This window comes from Microvirga guangxiensis (assembly GCF_900102135.1).
Taxonomy (GTDB): domain Bacteria; phylum Pseudomonadota; class Alphaproteobacteria; order Rhizobiales; family Beijerinckiaceae; genus Microvirga; species Microvirga guangxiensis.
In genome coordinates this window covers 304265-324025 of the sequence record NZ_FMVJ01000006.1, presented here as the reverse complement: position 1 = coordinate 324025, position 19761 = coordinate 304265, and the positions used below count along the sequence as shown (strand labels likewise).

17 protein-coding genes are annotated in these 19761 nt (G+C 63.1%); 14 read left to right on the top strand and 3 right to left on the bottom strand.

Annotated elements, in window-relative coordinates; all coding sequences use genetic code 11:
* Positions 1–6: 6 nt before the first annotated feature.
* The 13 genes from tsf (at position 7) to lpxB (ending at position 13546) form a co-directional block, all read left to right on the top strand.
* A complete protein-coding gene (tsf, locus tag BLP10_RS12510) occupies positions 7–936 on the top strand; it encodes a translation elongation factor Ts (RefSeq protein WP_091134873.1) in 930 nt (309 codons plus the stop codon).
* A 159-nt stretch (positions 937–1095) separates the two neighbouring features.
* Complete coding sequence (gene pyrH, locus BLP10_RS12505; protein WP_091134871.1) at positions 1096–1809, top strand: UMP kinase; 714 nt, start codon at positions 1096–1098, stop codon at positions 1807–1809.
* Between the two features lie 73 nt (positions 1810–1882).
* The gene (gene frr / locus BLP10_RS12500; protein WP_091134869.1) at positions 1883–2443 is read left to right on the top strand and encodes a ribosome recycling factor; all 561 of its coding nucleotides are present in this window, start codon (positions 1883–1885) and stop codon (positions 2441–2443) included.
* 30 nt (positions 2444–2473) lie between these two features.
* On the top strand, positions 2474–3241 hold the full coding sequence (locus BLP10_RS12495; protein WP_091134867.1) for an isoprenyl transferase: 768 nt from the start codon (positions 2474–2476) through the stop codon (positions 3239–3241).
* A 1-nt stretch (position 3242) separates the two neighbouring features.
* Complete coding sequence (locus BLP10_RS12490) at positions 3243–4091, top strand: phosphatidate cytidylyltransferase (RefSeq protein WP_091134865.1); 849 nt, start codon at positions 3243–3245, stop codon at positions 4089–4091.
* A 6-nt stretch (positions 4092–4097) separates the two neighbouring features.
* Complete coding sequence (dxr, locus tag BLP10_RS12485) at positions 4098–5264, top strand: 1-deoxy-D-xylulose-5-phosphate reductoisomerase (protein ID WP_091134863.1); 1167 nt, start codon at positions 4098–4100, stop codon at positions 5262–5264.
* 32 nt (positions 5265–5296) lie between these two features.
* Positions 5297–6439, top strand: coding sequence for an RIP metalloprotease RseP (gene rseP / locus BLP10_RS12480; protein WP_091134861.1), 1143 nt, complete (start codon positions 5297–5299; stop codon positions 6437–6439).
* Between the two features lie 214 nt (positions 6440–6653).
* Complete coding sequence (bamA, locus tag BLP10_RS12475; RefSeq protein ID WP_091134859.1) at positions 6654–9038, top strand: outer membrane protein assembly factor BamA; 2385 nt, start codon at positions 6654–6656, stop codon at positions 9036–9038.
* A 35-nt stretch (positions 9039–9073) separates the two neighbouring features.
* Entirely contained in the window at positions 9074–10138 is a 1065-nt protein-coding gene (gene lpxD, locus BLP10_RS12470) for a UDP-3-O-(3-hydroxymyristoyl)glucosamine N-acyltransferase (RefSeq protein ID WP_091134857.1), read from the top strand.
* Positions 10139–10175: 37 nt separating this feature from the next.
* Positions 10176–10640 carry a 3-hydroxyacyl-ACP dehydratase FabZ gene (gene fabZ / locus BLP10_RS12465; RefSeq protein ID WP_091134855.1) on the top strand — a complete coding sequence of 155 codons (465 nt, stop codon included), beginning with the start codon at positions 10176–10178 and terminating at the stop codon, positions 10638–10640.
* Positions 10637–11449: an acyl-ACP--UDP-N-acetylglucosamine O-acyltransferase gene (lpxA, locus tag BLP10_RS12460; RefSeq protein WP_425286954.1), complete on the top strand. Its 813-nt coding sequence runs from the start codon at positions 10637–10639 to the stop codon at positions 11447–11449. The genes fabZ and lpxA overlap by 4 nt, the downstream gene beginning before the upstream one ends.
* A gap of 8 nt (positions 11450–11457) precedes the next feature.
* On the top strand, positions 11458–12378 hold the full coding sequence (locus tag BLP10_RS12455; RefSeq protein WP_091134851.1) for an LpxI family protein: 921 nt from the start codon (positions 11458–11460) through the stop codon (positions 12376–12378).
* Positions 12371–13546, top strand: coding sequence for a lipid-A-disaccharide synthase (gene lpxB / locus BLP10_RS12450; RefSeq protein WP_091134849.1), 1176 nt, complete (start codon positions 12371–12373; stop codon positions 13544–13546). Before BLP10_RS12455 ends, lpxB begins: the two co-directional genes overlap by 8 nt.
* Before the next feature lie 120 nt (positions 13547–13666).
* Here the strand turns inward: lpxB and gltA are convergent, their stop codons facing one another.
* Positions 13667–14956 carry a citrate synthase gene (gene gltA, locus BLP10_RS12445; RefSeq protein ID WP_091134848.1) on the bottom strand — a complete coding sequence of 430 codons (1290 nt, stop codon included), beginning with the start codon at positions 14954–14956 and terminating at the stop codon, positions 13667–13669.
* A gap of 177 nt (positions 14957–15133) precedes the next feature.
* Positions 15134–16561, bottom strand: a complete 1428-nt coding sequence (gene gltX / locus BLP10_RS12440; RefSeq protein ID WP_091134847.1) for a glutamate--tRNA ligase — start codon at positions 16559–16561, stop codon at positions 15134–15136.
* Between the two features lie 142 nt (positions 16562–16703).
* On the opposite strand from gltX, the gene BLP10_RS12435 reads away from it, so the two are divergent.
* On the top strand, positions 16704–18989 hold the full coding sequence (locus BLP10_RS12435) for a ComEC/Rec2 family competence protein (RefSeq protein ID WP_091134845.1): 2286 nt from the start codon (positions 16704–16706) through the stop codon (positions 18987–18989).
* Here the strand turns inward: BLP10_RS12435 and lexA are convergent.
* Positions 18967–19671 carry a transcriptional repressor LexA gene (lexA, locus tag BLP10_RS12430; protein WP_091134844.1) on the bottom strand — a complete coding sequence of 235 codons (705 nt, stop codon included), beginning with the start codon at positions 19669–19671 and terminating at the stop codon, positions 18967–18969. The genes BLP10_RS12435 and lexA overlap by 23 nt on opposite strands.
* Positions 19672–19761: the final 90 nt, after the last annotated feature.

The window sequence follows — 19761 nt, the reverse complement described above, 5'->3', positions numbered from 1 at the left end:
TGAACCATGGCGAACATTACCGCTGCGATGGTGAAGGAGCTGCGCGAGACGACCAGCGCCGGCATGATGGACTGCAAGGCCGCTCTCGCCGAGACCAACGGCGATATGGAAGCTGCCATCGACTGGCTCCGCAAGAAGGGCCTGTCCAAGGCCGCCAAGAAGGCTGGCCGCGTCGCCGCCGAAGGTCTCGTCGCCGTCGAGTCGTCGGGGCACACTGCCACCATCCTCGAGGTCAACTCGGAGACGGACTTCGTCGCCCGTAACGACCAGTTCCAGGCCTTCGTTCGCGAAGCCGCCAAGATCGGCCTGAACGGCAACGGCACCATCGAGTCCCTCGAAGCCGCTACGTTCCCGGGCTCCTCCACCACGGTGAAGGATCGCCTTCAGGAGCTCATCGCCACCATTGGCGAGAACATGACCCTGCGCCGCATCGCCAAGCTCGAAGTGTCGAAGGGCGTGATCGCGTCATACGTGCACAACGCAGTCACCGAAGGCCTCGGCAAGATCGGCGTGCTCGTCGCGCTCGAGTCCGAGGGCGACGTCGACGCGCTGAGCACCCTCGGCCGCCAGATCGCCATGCACGTGGCTGCTACGAGCCCGGTTGCCCTCGACGCTTCCGGCGTCGACGCTGCTACGATCGAGCGCGAGAGCGCCATTCTTCGCGACAAGAATGCCGGCAAGCCGGACAATGTCATGCAGAAGATCATCGAGAGCGGCCTGAAGAGCTACTTCAAGGAAGTTACGCTCCTCGAGCAGCCTTTCGTGCACGATCCGTCCAAGACCGTGTCGCAGGTGCTCAAGGAAGCCGAGTCCAAGGCCGGCAAGCCGGTCACGCTCAAGGCCTTCGTCCGCTATGCTCTCGGCGAGGGCATCGAGAAGGAAGAGGCCCCGGACTTTGCGGCGGAAGTCGCCGCCCAGGCCGGCCTCAAGGCTTAACGATAAGAAACAAAAACGGCGGCTTCTCAGCCGCCGTTTTCATGAGAAGGCTACAAATCCGGAGAAGTCTCCGAATCTTGCATCGGAAAGCGCTTGCGGCGCTGCCGGGGCGAGGGCCTTCGGGTGTGGTTTCAAAATCGAAAAACAAGGAGTCTGACAGTGGCACAATTCCGGCGCATTCTGGTGAAGCTTTCGGGAGAGGCCTTGATGGCTCCCGACGGATACTGGCTCGACTCCGAAGTTCTCTCCCGCCTGTCGCGGGATCTCGCCAGGGCCACGAAAGCCGGTTTCGAAATTGCCGTGGTGATCGGCGGCGGCAACATCATCCGTGGCGCACGCATGAGCGCTGCCGGCTGGATCGACCGCCCAACAGCCGATTCCATGGGCATGCTCGGGACTGTGATGAACTCGCTTGCCATCGAGACCTCGCTCAATGCAGCTGGCGTTCCCGCCCGCACCATGTCGGCGGTTTCCATGCCGACTATCTGCGAGACCTATGCCCGCCAGCCCGCCCTCCATCACCTGGACAAGGGGCAGGTCGTGGTGCTCGCCGGCGGCACCGGCAATCCGTTCTTCACCACTGACACGGCAGCCGTCCTGCGCGCAGCCGAGCTCAAATGCGACGCGGTGCTCAAGGCCACTCAGGTGGACGGCGTGTATTCCGCCGATCCCAAGAAAGACCCGTCCGCCGTCCGCTACGAGCGCCTGACCCATGACGAGGCCATCGCCAAGGACCTGAAGGTCATGGATACCGCCGCCTTCGCCCTGGCGCGGGAGAGCAAGCTCTCGATTCTCGTCGGCTCCGTGCATGCGCCGAGCTCGATTACCGACCTTCTTCTCGGAAAAGTGCCGTCAACAGTTGTGGTCCCGTAAGTCAGGGGTCTTGATGCGGGACCTTGGGCAGCGTAAGCCCGTTTTTAGACAGTTCGCGTAAGGAAAAGATCTCATGGCTACGACCTTTGACCTCGCCGATGTAAAGCGCCGCATGCAGGGCGCCATCAACGCTTTCAAGCACGACCTGGGCAGCCTGCGCACGGGCCGCGCCTCGCCGAACCTGCTCGATCCGATTCAGATCGATGCCTATGGCTCCCTGATGCCGATCACCCAGGTTGCCACCGTCAACGTGCCCGAGCCGCGCCTGTTGAGCGTTCAGGTCTGGGATCGCGGCATGGTTTCCGCCGTGGAGAAGGCCATCCGTGAATCGGATCTCGGCCTCAACCCGCAGACCGAAGGACAGGTCATCCGCCTGCGCATCCCCGAGATGAACGAGCAGCGCCGCAAGGAGATGGTGAAGGTCGCGCACAAATATGCGGAAGAGGCGCGCATCGCCGTCCGCCACGTGCGCCGTGACGGCCTCGACCTTCTGAAAAAGCTCGAGAAGGATTCCGCCATCAGCGAGGACGATGCAAAGCGCGACGGCGACCAGGTCCAGAAGGCCACCGACCAGTTCGTAGCTGAAATCGATCAGCTTCTGGTGGCCAAGGAAAAGGAAATCATGCAAGTCTAACTTTTTAGGCTTGTATCGGAATATTGTGTCATGAGCGGCGAAGCCCAGCGGTCGGCCCCCATCCTTGCCCGTGAAACCACGGGCGAGGGGATGCCGACCCATGTTGCCATCATTATGGATGGAAACGGCCGCTGGGCCGCGCAGCGAGGCCTGCCTCGCTTCGAAGGGCACCGCAAGGGCATCGAGGCGATCCGTCGGGCTGTGCGCACGGCGAGTGAGTTCGGCATCAATTACCTCACGGTCTACAGCTTTTCGGCAGAGAACTGGCGTCGCCCTGCGGATGAAGTCTCATTCCTGATGGGGCTGCTTAAGCGCTTCGTACGCCACGATCTCGCGGAGCTGCATTCGAACAACGTGCGCGTCCGCATCATCGGCGAACGGGAGGGCCTTGCCTCCGACATCCGCCTTCTGCTGGACGAGGCCGAGCAGTTGACCCGTGCGAATACTGGCCTGACCCTGATCATCGCGTTCAACTACGGTGGTCGTCAGGAAATCACCAGTGCTGTGCGCGCTCTGGCGCAGAAGGTGAAGGAGGGCACGCTCGATCCCTCCTCCATCGATATGGGGATGATCGGTGAGTACCTCGACACGAAGGGCATCCCGGATCCTGACCTTGTGATCCGCACCTCCGGCGAGCAGCGGGTGTCGAACTTCCTGACTTGGCAGACGGCCTATTCCGAATTTGTTTTTCTTCCCGTCTTCTGGCCCGATTTCGACGAGACGTCCTTCAAGAATGCCATCGAGGAATACGGACGCCGCGACCGGCGTTTCGGCGGCCTGAGCGCCAAGGCCTGCTGACATGGCCGCCTCCGAAGGTCCCGCCTTGATTTCCAAAGCTCCTTCCAGCGAACTGAAGACCCGCGTGCTATCCGCTATCGTCATGATCGCGCTGGCCCTGGGAGCGGCCTATTGGGGCGGCTGGCCCTTTGCGATGTTCTGGCTCGCCGCCGGCATCGCCATCATGATCGAATGGACGGATATGACCGGCATCGAGCCGCGTCGGATCGTGCAGACGGTGTTCGGCCTCGGGCTCCTGACCCTGACATTGCTCTACCTGATGAATGCGGGCTTCGCAGCCGGAGCAGGGGCAGCGCTCCTGTTTCTCGTTCTTGGCGCGCTGGTCGCCAGAGGATCGCGAGAGAAGCTGTGGGCTGCTTCCGCCTTCGCCTATGCAGCTGTCATCGTGCTCGTGCCGCCCATGGTTCGAGACTATCCCGAGATCGGTCTGCTCGGTCTGATCTGGATGTTCGCCGTCGTCTGGACGACCGACATCGCGGCCTATTTCACGGGCCGCACTCTCGGCGGGCCGAAGCTGTGCCCGGCCGTCAGCCCGAAGAAGACCTGGTCCGGTTTCCTCGGAGGTCTCTTTGCCGCCGCTTTGGCTGGTTTCCTGGTGGCCTGGATCGGGCGCCGCTGGGGTATCGACCATGCCTTTGGTCCGGTGAGCGTCATCGCGCTTTCGATGGTGGCCTCCGTCGCGAGCCAGATCGGCGACCTCGGCGAATCCGCGCTCAAGCGTCATTGCGATGTAAAGGATTCGAGCCATCTTATCCCAGGGCATGGGGGCGTAATGGATCGCCTCGACGGCTTCTGGGCCGTAGCTCTCCTTATCGGTATCGCCCTTCTCGCCGCGCACGGAACTGCTTAGGTCTTCATGGCACGTTCTCTCACGATCCTCGGAGCCACTGGTTCCATCGGCCGGTCTACGGCGGAAGTGGTCGTGGCGCAAAGAGATGCGTTTCAGGTCGAGGCCGTCGTTGGTGGGCACGACGCTCGGGCTCTTGCCGAGATGGCCAAGCGTCTTGGGGCAAGGTTCGCGGCTCTCGCCGACGAGGGTGCCGCCGCTGAACTCAGGGAGGCGTTGGCCGGAACGGGCATCGGCAGCGGGGCAGGCCGCTCCGCCGTGCTTGAGGCCGTGGATCGTCCCGCCGATATCGTGCTCGCCGCCATCAGCGGAACCGCCGGTCTGGAGCCCACCCATGCGGCCCTGAAGCCGGGCAGGTGCATCGCTCTCGCCAACAAGGAGAGCCTTGTCTGCGCGGGCGCGGCTTTCATGGCCGATGCGCGTCGGCTCGGCGTCGAGATCACGCCTGTGGATTCCGAGCACAACGCCCTCGACCATGCCCTGGCCGCGGGCAGGAACAAGGATGTGGAGAAGGCGGTGATAACCGCGAGCGGCGGCCCGTTCCGCACGTGGACCCGAGAGCAGATCGCCGGAGCCAACGCGAAGCAGGCGTCAGCCCATCCGGTTTGGTCCATGGGCTCCAAGATCAACATCGATTCCGCTACCCTCATGAACAAGGGGCTGGAATTGATCGAGGCTCATCATCTCTTCGATCTCGAGCCCGAGCGTCTCGATGTGCTGGTCCATCCGGAGGCGATCGTCCACGGTCTCGTGCAGTGGAGGGATGGCGCCGTCACCGCCGGACTCGCCCTGCCGGACATGAAAGTGCCCATTGCCAATGCGCTGCATGACGAGGTGCGACTTTTCATGGACCTGCCGCGTCTCGATCTTGCCGCGATTAGTCGCTTAACCTTTGAACGGCCGGACGAGGTACGGTTTCCCTGTCTTTCTCTGGCCAAGGCAGCGCTTCAGGCCGGGGGAGCCCTGCCGACGATCTTGAATGCCGCCAACGAGATCGCGGTCGAGGCCTATATGGCGGGCCAAATAGGATTTTATGCAATATCTGAACTAGTTGAGGAAGTTTGCTCAACTTATCCCGGAAGCGGGAATGTCCCTGCGACGGTCACGGAAGCCCTTGTCATTGATGGCGAGGCCCGGGCCCTGGCGCGGCGGCTCGTTCCCGCAAAGCACGTGTAAGGCGCTCTTGAAGGAGCGCGAAAGGAACAATCATGGAGTGGGTTTCAGCAATCGCCGGCATGACAGGGTCTTTTGCCCTGACAATCTTTGCCTTCCTGGTCGTGCTGTCGGTCGTCGTCTTCATTCACGAATACGGTCACTACTGGGTCGGACGCCGGTGTGGGATCGGCGTGTCTGCCTTCTCCATCGGCTTCGGGCGGGAGCTCATCGGCTGGACGGATAAGAACGGCACCCGCTGGAAAATCTCGGCGATTCCCCTTGGCGGCTATGTAAAGTTCGTTGGGGACCTGAACGCGGCGAGCGTTCCGGATGCGCAGGGCGCCCAGCAGATGTCGCCCGAGCTGCGAGCCATCAGTTTTCCCCATCAAAGTGTCGCCAAGCGCGCGGCGACCGTCGCAGCCGGTCCGATTGCCAATTTCATCCTGGCTATCGCGATCTTCGCGGGCTTCAACTATTTCAGCGGACGCATGGTGCTGGAGCCGGTGATCGAGCGCGTGATCCCCGGCAGCGCGGCCGAGGCGGCAGGCTTCCAGCCCCACGACGTGATCCGCTCCATCGACGGCACCCGGATCGAGACCTTTGCCGACATGCAGATGATCGTCAGCTCCAGCTCCGGCGAAGCGCTGAACTTCATCGTCGACCGTGATGGCAGGGAAGTCAGCCTCACGGCGATTCCCAAGGTGGAAGAGCGGGATACGCCCTTCGGCAAGCAGCGCATCGGGCTCCTCGGCGTTCAGGCTCCGCAGGACCGCTCGGCCATCAAGCGCATCTCCTACGGCCCCCTAGAGGCCGTGAAGGCCGGCGCCGTGGACACCTGGAATCAGGTCGACCGGACCTTCAATTTCTTGCGCCGCCTCGTCTTGGGCCGGGAATCCATCGATCAGCTCTCCGGGCCTGTCGGGATCGCCCGGATCGCGGGAACGGCTTACGAGATCGGCGGCCTTTACAGCCTGGTGAACCTCATCGGCTTCATGTCGGTCTCCATTGGCCTTATTAACCTTTTTCCGATTCCTCTGCTCGATGGCGGGCATCTTTTGTTCTATGCCATCGAGGCCATCCGCGGTCGTCCTTTGAGCGAAAAAGCCCAGGAAATCGGCTTCAGGATCGGCTTTGCCTTCGTGGCGATGCTCATGATCCTGGCGACCTGGAGCGACCTGACCCGCTCGTTCGGGTGAGGGCTCGTTCACCTTGTCACAAGTTTTATGGTGGGGAGAACGTGACAAGGACGCCACGCCGGTGGAAAAATTGGTACTCTGTTTTGCAAGTGCCGTTTGCAATGACGGCGAAAGTTTGTACAAGCGGGGCAGCACCAATAAGGTTGGGACACCTGTCTCCAGCCCGCGGACTTAAGCCCCGCGATGGACAAAGTATAAAGAAACGGGCCAGTTGATGATGTCGACGACCACGCCACGCCGGAAGAAGCCGGCAGCCACCGCAATGATCGCCATGAGCGCGCTGATGGCGGGCCTCACCGTTGCGGATAGCGCGCTTGCTCAGCGCTCGCCGCAGACAAGCCGTCGCGCCGCCGCCGCCCAGGGTCCGCTGATCAACCGCGTTGCCATCGAAGGCAACAGCAAGGTCGACAAGGCGATCATCGAGGGAGAGCTTCAGGTTCGTGCCCGGACGTCGGTGAATCAGGCGGCCATCGATGCCGACGTGCAGCGGATCCTCGAGATCTACCGTCGTCAGGGTCGCGGCCTCGCTCAGGTCACCCCGCGCATCGTGGACCTGCCGAACGGTCGCGTGGACGTGGTTTACACCATCGTCGAAGGCGACAAGACGGGCGTGAAGGAAATCCGCTTCGTCGGCAACAATCAGGTTTCCGCCGGCCGTCTGCGTGGCGTCATGCAGACTTCCGAGACCAACATCCTCAGCTTCCTCAAGAGCTCGGACATCTATGATGCCGACCGCCTTGCCAACGATCTGGAGCTGATCCGCCGCTATTACCTCAAGAACGGCTATGCGGATTTCCGCATCGTCTCCAACGAGGTGGTGTTCGATGCCGCCCGTGGCGGCTATGTCGTCACCATCGTGGTGGAAGAGGGCGAGCAGTACCGCGTCGGCAATGTGAGCGTCGATTCCCGTGTTCCGGCTGTCGATGCAGAGGCGCTGCGCGGCGACCTGTCCGTGTCTGCCGGCTCGGTCTACAACGCCGAGGCTGTCGAGAAGTCGGTTCAGGCCATGACCCGGACCGCTGCGCGTCAGGGCAATCCCTTCGTCCAGGTGCGCCCGGTCGGTACCCGCGATCCCGCCTCCCGCACGGTCAATCTCGGCTATGTGGTCGAGGAAGGCCCGCGCATCTACATCGAGCGCATCAACATCCGCGGCAACACCCGCACCCGCGACTACGTCATCCGTCGCGAGTTCGATCTGGGTGAGGGCGACGCCTACAACCAGGTGATGGTCGACCGCGCCGAGCGCCGCCTGACCAACCTTGGCTACTTCAAGCAGGTCCGCATTTCCAACGAGCCGGGCTCCTCGGCCGACCGCGTGGTCGTGAACGTGGATGTGGAAGATCAGTCCACCGGCTCATTCTCCATCTCGGGCGGTTACTCGACGGCTGACGGCTTCATCGGTGAAGTTGCGGTCACCGAGACCAACTTCCTGGGCCGTGGCCAGTTCGTCCGCGTGGCGGGCCAGCTCGGCCAGCGCTCCAACGGCGTCGACTTCTCCTTCACGGAGCCGTACTTCCTCGGCTACCGCATGGCGGCCGGTATCGACCTGTTCTCGAAGTTCAGCGATCAGACCCGCTACTCCCGTTATGAGAACCGCATGACCGGCGGTCAGCTCCGCCTCGGCTTGCCGGTTACGGAAGAGTTCACGCTGACCCTGCGTTATTCGCTCTACCAGCAGGAGCTGGAGATCCCGAACGACGAGAAGAAGCCGTACAACGATTGCTCCGCGCCGATTCCGGGCTACACCCAGCTGAATACGGACGGCACGCCGAACCGTACGTTCTGCCAAGGCAATGGCGAAGCCTCGCTCGCCATCAAGGAATCGCAGGGTGAGACGCTCACCTCGCTCGCGGGTCTGACCTTCAACTACAATACCCTGGACAGCACCCGCGACCCGCGCAACGGCTTCTATGCCGAAGCGAAGACGGACTTCGCCGGTCTCGGCGGTGATTCCCGCTACTTCCGCGCTACCGGTGATGCTCGCTACTACCGCGAGATCTTCGAGGACGTGGTCGGTATCGCCCGTGTCCAGGGTGGTCACATCATGGGCTTCGGCGGCAGCGGCAACGACGGCTCCGACCTGCGTATCGTCGACCACTTCTTCATGGGCCCGTCCCTGGTTCGCGGCTTCGCCACGAACGGTATCGGTCCTCGCGATATCTCGACGATCGACTCCGCTGCCAACGCCGTCGGCGGCACCACTTACTTCGGCGGCACGCTCGAAGTGCAGTTCCCGATCTTCGGCTTGCCGCGTGAGCTGGGCCTGAAGGGCGCCGTGTTCGCCGACGCTGGTACGCTGTACGGCTATGAGGGCCCGACGCAGTTCGGCGTCAACAACGGAAGCATCTTCGCTCCGGATGGCGGCGTGACCTGCAACACGAATCCGAATGCTCCGCAGAACTGCATCAACGTGCTCGACAGCCACAAGATCCGTTCGTCGGTCGGTGCCTCGCTCCTGTGGGCTTCGCCGCTCGGTCCGATCCGCTTCGACTATGCGTTCGCTCTCTCGAAAGAAGAGGGTGTCCTTCAGTCGGATGGAACCCGGGTCGGCGCCGACCGCACCCAGGCCTTCCGCTTCTCGGGCGGTACACGCTTCTAATCGGGGAGGGCGCCTTCAGGCGCCCTCGCTTTTTCATGACAGAATCAATTTTCTTTCCGCAGCGTCAGACGTTTAACCTGCGTCAAGTTGCGGAGTTGGCGCACACAACGCTCCCCGACGGTGCCGACGGGGAGTTTTTGCTTAAGGGCGTCGCTCCGCTTGAGAGTGCCGGGCCGAACGATCTGGCCTACATGGACAACCCGGCTTATGTCGGCGCTCTGGGCACGACCCAGGCCGGGGCCTGCCTTGTCACCCCACGCTTTGCCTCTAAGGTGCCCGCGCACACCGTCTCCATCGTCACCCCGCTGGCCTATCGCGTCTTCGCCCAGGTCATGGGCCAGATGTTCCCCTCGGCCATGCGCCCGGAGACGACCTTCGCGGCCACCGGGATCTCGCCCGGGTCCTTCGTGCATCCTTCCGCGCGCCTCGAACACGGCGTTACGGTCGATCCCGGCGCGGTCATCGGCCCGCATGCGGAGATCGGCGCAGGCACGGTCATCGGCGCGCACAGCGTTGTCGGTCCGCATGTGAAGATCGGGCGGGACTGCTCGCTTGCTCCTCAGGTGACCGTATCCAACGCCTTCATCGGCAACCGCGTCATTCTCCATTCGGGTGTGCGGATCGGCCAGGACGGCTTCGGCTTTGCCATGGGGCCGCAGGGGCACCTCAAGGTGCCGCAGATCGGCCGCGTCATCATCCAGGACGATGTCGAGATCGGAGCCAATTCCACTGTCGACCGTGGCGCGAGCCGCGACACGGTGATCGGGGAGGGCACGAAGATCGATAATCTCGTCCAGATCGCTCATAACGTGGTCATCGGCCGCCATTGCGTGATCGTGGCGCAGGTGGGCATCGCCGGCTCCTCGACGCTCGAGGATTATGTGGCTCTCGGCGGCAAGGTTGCCGTGAAGGGCCATGTGCGCATTGGAATGGGTGCCCAGATCGCCGCCACCAGTGCGGTCAATGGCGACGTTCCGCCCGGCGCACGCTGGGGCGGGGTTCCCGCCCGGCCCATGCGCGAATGGTTCCGCGAGATCACCGCCCTGAAAAAACTTGCATCCAAGGGCGATTCCGACAAAGACGACGGCGCATCTTCGTAAAACAAAGATACGCCAGGCCTATCCGGAGTATTCAGTCATGTCCGAAGCGCCCGCTACGCTTCAAACCGCCGATATCCTCGAGATCCTCGAGCTGTTGCCGCACCGTTATCCTTTCTTGCTGATCGATAAGATCATCGAGATCGACGGCGACAATTCGTGCATCGGCATCAAGAACGTCACCTTCAATGAGCCACAATTCACGGGCCATTTCCCCTCTCGCCCGATTTTCCCGGGCGTGTTCCTCATCGAGGCCATGGCTCAGACCGCGGGCGCTATCTGCGTGAAGTCGAAGATCGCTCAGCAGGAGAAGCCCAAGCAGGTTTTCTTTATGACGATTGATAAGGTGAAGTTCCGCAAGCCCGTCGAACCCGGCGACCGGGTCGAGTTTCATATGAAGAAGCTCAACAACCGCCGCAACATGTGGTGGTACAAGGGTGAAGCCAAGGTCGACGGCGTGCTCGTCTGCGAAGCCGAGGTCAGTGCCATGCTGGTGACGGACTGATGGGAAGCATGATCCATCCGACCGCTATCATCGAGGACGGCGCCAAGATCGGCGCGGATGTGAGGATCGGCCCGTTCTGCACGATTGGACCTGAGGTCGAACTCGGCGACGGCTGCCAGCTCATGAGCCATGTGGCGCTTGCCGGCAAGACCAAGGTCGGCGCTCGCACGCGCATTTTCCCCTTCGCCTCCATCGGCCATATTCCGCAGGACCTGAAATATCGCGGAGAGGCCTCGACGCTGGAGATCGGCTCCGATTGCATGATCCGCGAAGGCGTGACCATGAATCCCGGTACCGAGGGCGGCGGGCTGCGCACAATCATCGGCGACCGCTGCACCTTCCTTGCTGGCTCACACGTGGGCCATGACACGAAGGTCGGCAACGACTGCATCCTGTCGAACAACGTGATGCTGGCGGGCCATGTGACGGTCGGCAATTTCGTGATCTTCGGCGGCGGCTCGGCCGTCATCCAGTTCTCGCGCGTGGGCAACCATGCCTTCGTGGGCGGGATGTCCGGCTTGGAGAACGACCTGATCCCGTACGGCATGGCCATGGGCAACCGCGCGCATCTCGCCGGTCTCAACATCATCGGCATGCGTCGCCGCAATTTCACGCGCGAGCAGATCCATGACATTCGCCGCGCGTATCGGCTGCTCTTCGCAGACGAGGGCACGCTGGCCGAGCGCGTCGAAGACGTGGCAGGCGAATTCGAGGATCACCCCTTCGTCCACGAGATCCTGGATTTCATCCGCGAGGGCAAGGATCGCTCGATCTGCACGCCGAAAGACCCAGTCAGCAGCGCTGGGTGAGGCTGTGAATGCAGCCTGAGAGCACGATATCGGCTGGAGCCGGCTCCCATGAACCGGCTCGCGCCTCATCGAGTGGGCCTGTTGCGATCATCGCAGGCGGCGGCCGTCTTCCGATTCAGCTGATCGAACACCTCGAACAGACGGGGCAGGACTATCGTGTTCTTGCCTTCCGGGGCTTTGCGGCGCCTGAGCTGCGCAAGAAAGCCCATGCGAATGTGAACCTGCTCGACCTCAAGACCATCATGAACACCCTCGACGGGTGGAAGCCGCGCGCGGTCTCCCTCGTCGGGGCCGTTCGTCGCCCCGGCTTCTCCGCCTTGCTCGGAGCCTATTCAGCCCTGCGCAACATGCAGGAGGTGAAAGAGGTCATCACCCGTGGTGACGATCAGGTTCTGCGCGGGGCCGTGATGCTCATCGAGGAGCGTGGCCATCGCGTCATCGGTGCGCATGAGCTGGCTCCCGATCTCGTTGCCCCACGCACCCTGCATGGCGCTCTGGAGCCGAACGAAGACGATCGGCAGGCCATTGCCGTCGGCCTCGACCTCCTCTCGTCCCTGTCCACCTTCGACATCGGACAGGGAGCCGTCATCGCCCGCAACCATGTGCTTGCCATCGAAGGGCCTGAAGGCACCGACCGTATGCTGGTGCGCGTTGCCGGTCTTCGCCAATCCTGGTTCGGCCTTCGACGCCGCAAGGAGGGCGGGGTGCTGATCAAGGCCGCGAAGCGCGGCCAGGATCTGCGGGTCGACATGCCGACCATCGGACCGCGCACGATCATCGAGGCTGCGAAGGCAGGCCTTTCCGGAATCGCCGTCGGCCAGGGCTCCACCTTCGTGCTGGAGCAGGAGGAAACCTTGCGCATGGCCGATCGGCTGGGACTGTTCCTCGTCGCGGTCGATCTGCCCTGGATGGAGGCCCCGCGTGGCTGACACGAAGCCTCTGAATATATGGATTGTGTCGGGCGAAGAATCCGGTGACCAGCTCGGTGCGAAGCTCATGCGCGCCCTGAAAGCCCGCCTCGGAGCCGACCGTCTGAGCTTTGGCGGCGTCGGCGGACATGCCATGGAGGCGGAAGGTCAGAAGAGCCTGTTCCCGCTGGAAGACATTGCCGTCATGGGCATCGTCGCCGTCATCGGGCGGCTGCCGACCGTACTCAACCGGATCAAGCTCACGGCCGATGCGGTGATAGCGGCCAATCCCGATATTCTCATCATCATCGACAGCCCTGATTTCACGCATCGGGTCGCCAAGGCGGTCCGCAAGCGCGTGCCGCATATTCCGGTGGTCGATTACGTGAGTCCCTCCGTCTGGGCCTGGCGTCCTGGCCGCGCGTCGAAGATGCGCGCTTACGTGGATCATCTTCTCGCGCTGCTGCCGTTCGAGCCCGATGCGCACAAGCGCCTCGGCGGTCCGCCCACGACCTATGTGGGCCACCCGCTGATCGAGCGAGTGAGCGAGTTCCGTCCGGCAGGCAGCGAGCGCAATTTACACAAGGACGGCCCGGTCAATCTCCTCGTTCTGCCCGGCAGCCGACGCTCCGAGGTCAGCCGGCTGCTCGATACCTTCGGCAAGACGCTGAGCCTGATCGAGCAGCGCACATCGCGTCCATTCGCGGTCACGATCCCCGCCGTTCCGCACTTGCTGAACGAGATCCGGGAAGGGACAGCCTCGTGGAGCGTGAAGCCGCAGATCGTGGAAGGCGAGGCTGCCAAGTGGCAGGCTTTCCGCAGCGCGGACGCAGCTCTGGCTGCATCGGGCACCGTGACGCTTGAACTCGGCCTTTCGGGGATACCCATGGTCGTAGCCTACAAGGTGTCCTGGATCGAAGCGATCATCCTGCGCCCGCTCATCAAGGCGCAGTCCATCGTCCTTACCAACCTCGTGCTGGGCGAGAACGCGATTCCTGAATTCATCCAGGAAGATTGCACGCCGGAAACATTGGCGGCGGCCGTGCTGCCGCTTCTGTCCGATACGCCTGAACGCCGCGCGCAGGAAGCAGCGCTCCAACGCCTCGACGAGCTGATGCGGATTGGCGACGAGGCTCCCAGTGAGAGAGCCGCGCGGATTGTAGACGAGGTGTTGGAAGCGAAACGCTAAGCCGCCAAACCTACTCCGCCGACGTTGCGCTTTCGGTGCGCAAGTCGTGGACGAGTACAATAGTTTTTAAAAGAAAAAGGGGCCGAAAGGCCCCTTTCTCATATCCGTTGGCGGATGATTTTAGCCGCGCTGGGCGACGGTCACGTAGTCGCGCTCCGGCGAGCCCGTGTAGAGCTGGCGCGGACGGCCGATGCGCTGGGACGGATCTTCGATCATCTCGCTCCACTGGGCGATCCAGCCGACCGTGCGGGCCAGCGCGAAGAGCACGGTGAACATGGAGGTGGGGAAGCCCATCGCCTTGAGGGTGATGCCCGAATAGAAGTCGATATTCGGATAGAGCTTCTTCTCGACGAAATAATCGTCCTTCAGCGCGATCTGCTCCAGCTCCATGGCGACGTCGAGGAGCGGATCGTCCTTGATGCCGAGTTCGCTGAGCACTTCGTGCGTGGTCTTTTGCATGATGCGGGCGCGCGGGTCGTAGTTCTTGTAGACCCGGTGGCCGAAGCCCATGAGACGGAACGGATCGTTCTTGTCCTTGGCCTTCTGGATGTACATCGGAATGCGGTCGGGAGTGCCGATCTCTTCCAGCATCTTGAGGGCAGCCTCATTGGCGCCGCCGTGAGCCGGACCCCAGAGGCAGGCGATGCCGGCCGCGATGCAGGCGAAGGGGTTCGCGCCCGACGAACCGGCGAGACGCACGGTCGAGGTCGAGGCGTTCTGCTCGTGGTCGGCGTGCAGGATGAAGATGCGGTCGAGCGCACGCGAGAGAACCGGGTTCACCTTGTACTCTTCGGCAGGCACGGCGAAGCACATGCGCAGGAAGTTCGAGGTGTAGTCCAGGTCGTTTTGCGGATACACGAAGGGCTGGCCGACATGGTACTTGTAGGCCATCGCTGCGAGCGTCGGCATCTTCGCGATCATGCGCATGGAAGCGACCATGCGCTGGTGCGGATCGGAGATGTCGGTCGAGTCGTGATAGAAGGCCGAAAGCGCGCCGACGCAGGCCACCATGATCGCCATGGGGTGAGCGTCGCGGCGGAAGCCGGTGAAGAACCGGTTCATCTGGTCATGCACCATGGTGTGGCGCGTGACGCGGTAGTCGAAATCGGCCTTCTGAGCGGCGGTCGGCAGTTCTCCGTAGAGCAGCAGATAGCAGGTCTCGAGGAAGTCGCCGTGCTCGGCCAGCTGATCGATGGGGTAGCCGCGATAAAGCAGGACGCCCTTGTCGCCGTCGATATAGGTGATCTTCGACTCGCAGGAAGCCGTTGAGGTGAAGCCGGGATCGTAGGTGAACATCCCGGTCTGGCCGTACAGCTTCGAAATATCGATGACGCTCGGGCCGATCGTGCCCTCTTTCACCGTCAGGTCCACGGCCTTGTTGTCGACTGAGAGTGTGGAGTTGGAACTCATGGGTCTTCGCCCTTTCAGCAGGAGGCCGGGCATAACCTAGAGCAACCGAACGCTTGGAGGAGGGCCCTCCGGGATCGAGTCGCCGGACCGAGGTCAGCCGGTCGGTGGGGGAATATGGGGCCTTCGGTAGCTTATCCGTTGAACCCCCGCAAGCGCATCTAAAGAAGGATGCGCCTGCTATGCAGCGGGCGCATCCTTCAATTGATCTTGAAGCCGCAACAGGGTTTCGTCGCGGCCCAGAACCGCCATGACGTCGAAGAGGCCCGGGGAGGTGGCCCGGCCCGTCAAGGCGGCGCGCAGGGGCTGCGCTACCTGTCCGAGCTTGGCTCCGATCGCTTCCGCATGCTCGCGCACCACGGCCTCGACGCTCTGGGCATTCCACTCGTTCAGGCCACGGAGCTTGTCCGTGATTCCCGCGAGACGGGGCTGCCCTTCGCCGAGAAGGGTTGCGGCCTTCTCCTCCAGCTTCAGCGGTCGCTGGGCGTAGAGATAATAGGCGCTGTCGAGCAACTCCACGAGGGTCTTCGCGCGCTCCTTCAAACCCGGCATGGCCGCCGTGAGCTTCTCGCGCAGTTCGGGGCTGAATGTGGGGCCGAGGCCGCGTTCAGCGCCGATCTCCGGCAGAATGGCCTCGATTGCATTCACGAGGTCTTCATCCTTCGACTGGCGCATGTAGTGGCCATTGATGTTCTCGAGCTTGGCGAAATCGAAGCGCGCCGGGGAGCGGCCGATATTCTTCAGGTCGAAAGCATCGATCATCTCCTGGGTGGAGAAGATTTCCTGGTCGCCGTGGCTCCAGCCGAGGCGGACGAGGTAGTTGCGCAAGGCCACCGGCAGGTAGCCGAGCGCACGATAGGCCTCGACGCCGAGGGCGCCATGGCGCTTCGAGAGTTTCGCGCCGTCCGAGCCATGGATGAGCGGGATATGGGCCATCTTCGGCACATCCCATCCCATGGCCTGATAGATCTGCGTCTGCCGGGCGGCATTGGTCAGGTGGTCGTCGCCGCGGATCACGTGGGTAACGCCCATGTCGTGATCGTCCACCACCACGGCGAGCATGTAGGTGGGCGTGCCGTCCGAACGCAGGAGCACCAGATCGTCCAGATCCTTGTTCTGCCACACCACGCGGCCCTGCACCTCGTCCTCCACCACGGTCTCGCCCTCGGTAGGGGCCTTCAGGCGGATGACGGGCTTCACGTCCTTCGGAGCCTCGGACGGATCGCGGTCGCGCCAGCGGCCGTCATAACGGGAGGGGCGGCCTTCCTTGCGGGCAAGCTCGCGCATCTCCTCCAGCTCCTGCTGGGTTGCGTAGCAGTAATAGGCACGGCCCTGGGCCAGCAGAGTCTCGGCGACCTCGCGATGGCGGGCTGCGCGGGCGAACTGATAGACCACGTCGCCGTCCCAATCGAGCCCCAGCCACTTGAGCCCGTCCAGAATGGCCTCGATGGCGGCATCCGTGGAGCGTTCCCGGTCCGTGTCTTCGATGCGCAGCAGCATCTTGCCCCCATGCCGCTTGGCATAGAGCCAGTTGAACAGGGCCGTGCGTCCCCCGCCGATATGCAGGAAGCCGGTGGGCGAGGGAGCGAAGCGGGTGACGACGGTCATCGCAGGGAACCTTGTTGAAATTCTTGAATATTGGCGCGGCCTTAGGAAGAAGGCTCGCGTCGGTCCGGCTCATCCACAGGGTGGTTTGGGCCGAAGCGTGGGCTCGTCTACCATGCAACCGACCCCGCGTTAAGCCAAAGCCATGACCCTAGATAACAAAGGAGAGCCAGACCGGATCCCGCGCAGCCTTGCGCGGGCAGCGGCACTGCCGCGCCCCTTTGGTTGGGGCCTGGATTGGCAGGCCCTCGACTGGCGCGGATGGCTGGAGCGCTGCCTTTCGCACGAGATTGCTCAGCGGCGGCTCTTCCCCTGGCTCGCCGTGTGCTTTGGCCTCGGCATCGTGCTTTTCTTCCAGGCCGACGAGCCCTCGCTCTGGGCTCCGCTCGCCGCGCTGTCGATTTGCGGAGCGGCGGCGATCCGGATGCGGCGCAGGCTTTTCGCCTTGTCCACGTGCCTTGCTCTCGCGGCTATCTTCGCCGGGTTCTCTGCGGGCGTCATCCGCACGCGCAATGTCGCGGCTCCCGTGTTGTCACGAATGATCATCGCGCCTGTTTCAGGCTTCATCGAAGCGGTGGAGGAGCGGGAGGAGGGCAAGCGCGTCCTGCTGCGGGTCACCTCCCTGCAGGGCGTTGGCGATGGCGAACGTCCGGAGCGCGTTCGTGCTTCCATCCGCAAGGCGGGAGATCTCGCGGCCGGTCAGTTCATCACCGGCACGGCGCGGCTCCTGCCACCGCCACAACCCGCCTGGCCGGGCGGCTACGATTTCGCGCGCGATGCCTATTACAAGGGGATCGGAGCGGTCGGCTCGTTCACCGGCGCGGTCCGTCGGATTGAGCCACCTACATCGCCAGATTGGTCCTTGAAGCTCGCGGCATATGTGGACGAGGCCCGCAATGCGCTTACGCAACGCATTGCCTCCGCAATCGGTGGCGCCGCCGGTGGCGTAGGGGCCGCGCTCGTTACCGGCAAGCGCGGGCTCATCGGCGAGCCTACCAACGATGTGCTGCGTTCGGCAGGCATCTATCACATCGTCTCGATCTCGGGCCTGCACATGGTCTTGGCGGCAGGGACGTTCTTCTGGCTCGTGCGCGCGCTGCTGGCACTGAGCCCGGATCTCGCTTTGCGCTGGCCCGTGAAGAAAATCGCGGCGATCGCCGCCATGATCGGCGCGACGGCCTATTGCATTTTTTCGGGCTCGGATGTTGCGACGCAGCGTTCGCTCGTCATGACGCTCGTCATGTTCGGCGCGATTCTTGCGGATCGTCCGGCATTGAGCATGCGCAATCTGTCCATTGCCGCGATCCTGGTCCTTGCTCGTGAACCGGAAGCTCTTCTCGGCCCGAGCTTTCAGATGTCGTTCGGCGCAGTTGCCGCAATGATGACTCTTGTGCCGCTGCTGCAATGGCGCAGGGAAGAGGGGGCGCACGCCACCTTGATCGACAAGACCATGTCGTGGGCCGGTCGATCCGCCTTCGGTCTCATGACGACCACTCTCGTCGCGAGCCTCGCCACGGCTCCCTTCGCGGCCTACCACTTCCAAACCCTCAATCCATACGGGCTCATCGGCAATGCGCTCGCGTTGCCGCTCGTGTCGTTGGTGGTGATGCCCGCAGCCGTTCTCGGCGTGCTCGCTTATCCCTTCGGTCTCGATGCGCCGGTCTGGATGCTGATGGGGGTTGCTGTTGAGAAGGTGCTCGGTGTCTCAGCCTGGGTGGGCGGCTTCAGCGGCTCGACAATCGTCGTGCCCGCGCTCGGCATGAGCGCTTTGGCGCTCCTGAGCCTTGGCCTTCTCGTGCTCACGATTCCGGCCTCGCCTTTGCGCTGGCTCGCGCTCTTTCCCGCAGGTGTCGGACTGGCCTTCGCGGTCGCTCCGGAGCGCTATGACATTTATGTGGACCGCGACGGAGCAGGCGCTGCCATCCGCAATGAGCGCGGAGAGCTGACATTGGTCGGAAAGCCTTCCGGATTCGTCACGGAACAATGGCTGCGGGCAGGTGGTGACGGACGCAGTGCGGATGACGCATCGCTCAAGCAGGCGGCCCAATGCGACATGCAAGGCTGCGTCGTCCAGACGGGCGCTCGGCGCGTCGTGGCCTTCGTTCAGGAGTTTTCGGCTTTCGAGGAGGATTGCCGCCGGGCCGCCATCGTGATCACCCGGCTCGATGCTCCGGAAACCTGCCGAGCGGCTGTCGTGTTGGATCGCAGGCGTCTCACAGAGCGTGGCGCGACCGCCATTCGCATGGGGCTCGAGGAATTTGAGATTCACTCGGTGAAAAAGGGGCGGGAGGTCCGGCCTTGGACCGTGCGGGAGAGCGCATCTCCGGCTAATGCCGCGAAAAGCTCTGCTCAGGAAAGACAGCGCCCGGCGCGGCCTGTTCCTGAGCAGGATATCCCAGAGGACGAGATCAGTAGCGGCGAACGAGACTGACGAGCTTGCCCTGGATTTTCACCCGGTCGGGGCCGAGGACGCGGGTCTCGTAGGCCTGGTTGGCGGCTTCCAGCGCAATCGAGGAGCCACGGCGGCGGAAGCGCTTGAGGGTTGCTTCCTCGTCGTCGATGAGGGCCACGATGATGTCGCCGGTATTCGCCGTATCCTGACGGCGGATGACGACGAGGTCGCCATCGAGAATGCCGGCCTCGACCATCGAGTCGCCACGCACTTCCAGGGCGAAGTGATCTCCCTGAGAGAGGAAATCGCCCGAGAGGGTGATGGAATGGCTGGGGTTCTGGATCGCGGAGATCGGCGTACCGGCAGCGATCCGGCCCATGACCGGGATCGAGGCGCCGTCGCGATAACGCTCCTCTGCCGCAGGCCGCGGCGTGGATTTCTTCTCGGTGAGGCCGCCTTCGACCACGCTCGGCGTGAAGCGGCGCTGACCGGCAGCTGCACCGACCGAATCGGGCAGGCGGATCACTTCGAGGGCACGGGCACGATTCGGCAGGCGGCGGATGAAGCCGCGCTCCTCGAGCGCCGTGATAAGGCGGTGAATGCCGGACTTCGACTTGAGGTCGAGGGCGTCCTTCATCTCGTCGAAGGACGGCGGAACCCCGGTTTCACGCAGCCGCTCATGGATGAAGCGGAGCAATTCGTGCTGCTTGCGCGTGAGCATGACAGACCCTTACTGCTCCCGAAATGGAGCGATTCTGGAAAACAAAGCAAGAACAGGTTAGCTGTTCCTGCTGTGTTCTGCAAGCCCATG

What these genes read in the sequence shown, in the direction of transcription:
- tsf (WP_091134873.1), top strand. Translation starts at nt 7, where the DNA reads ATGGCGAACATTACCGCTGCGATGGTGAAGGAGCTGCGCGAGACGACC.
- frr (WP_091134869.1), top strand. Translation starts at nt 1,883, where the DNA reads ATGGCTACGACCTTTGACCTCGCCGATGTAAAGCGCCGCATGCAGGGC.
- BLP10_RS12495 (WP_091134867.1), top strand. Translation starts at nt 2,474, where the DNA reads ATGAGCGGCGAAGCCCAGCGGTCGGCCCCCATCCTTGCCCGTGAAACC.
- BLP10_RS12490 (WP_091134865.1), top strand. Translation starts at nt 3,243, where the DNA reads ATGGCCGCCTCCGAAGGTCCCGCCTTGATTTCCAAAGCTCCTTCCAGC.
- dxr (WP_091134863.1), top strand. Translation starts at nt 4,098, where the DNA reads ATGGCACGTTCTCTCACGATCCTCGGAGCCACTGGTTCCATCGGCCGG.
- rseP (WP_091134861.1), top strand. Translation starts at nt 5,297, where the DNA reads ATGGAGTGGGTTTCAGCAATCGCCGGCATGACAGGGTCTTTTGCCCTG.
- bamA (WP_091134859.1), top strand. Translation starts at nt 6,654, where the DNA reads ATGATGTCGACGACCACGCCACGCCGGAAGAAGCCGGCAGCCACCGCA.
- lpxD (WP_091134857.1), top strand. Translation starts at nt 9,074, where the DNA reads ATGACAGAATCAATTTTCTTTCCGCAGCGTCAGACGTTTAACCTGCGT.
- fabZ (WP_091134855.1), top strand. Translation starts at nt 10,176, where the DNA reads ATGTCCGAAGCGCCCGCTACGCTTCAAACCGCCGATATCCTCGAGATC.
- BLP10_RS12455 (WP_091134851.1), top strand. Translation starts at nt 11,458, where the DNA reads ATGCAGCCTGAGAGCACGATATCGGCTGGAGCCGGCTCCCATGAACCG.
- gltA (WP_091134848.1), bottom strand. Translation starts at nt 14,956, where the DNA reads ATGAGTTCCAACTCCACACTCTCAGTCGACAACAAGGCCGTGGACCTG.
- gltX (WP_091134847.1), bottom strand. Translation starts at nt 16,561, where the DNA reads ATGACCGTCGTCACCCGCTTCGCTCCCTCGCCCACCGGCTTCCTGCAT.
- BLP10_RS12435 (WP_091134845.1), top strand. Translation starts at nt 16,704, where the DNA reads ATGACCCTAGATAACAAAGGAGAGCCAGACCGGATCCCGCGCAGCCTT.
- lexA (WP_091134844.1), bottom strand. Translation starts at nt 19,671, where the DNA reads ATGCTCACGCGCAAGCAGCACGAATTGCTCCGCTTCATCCATGAGCGG.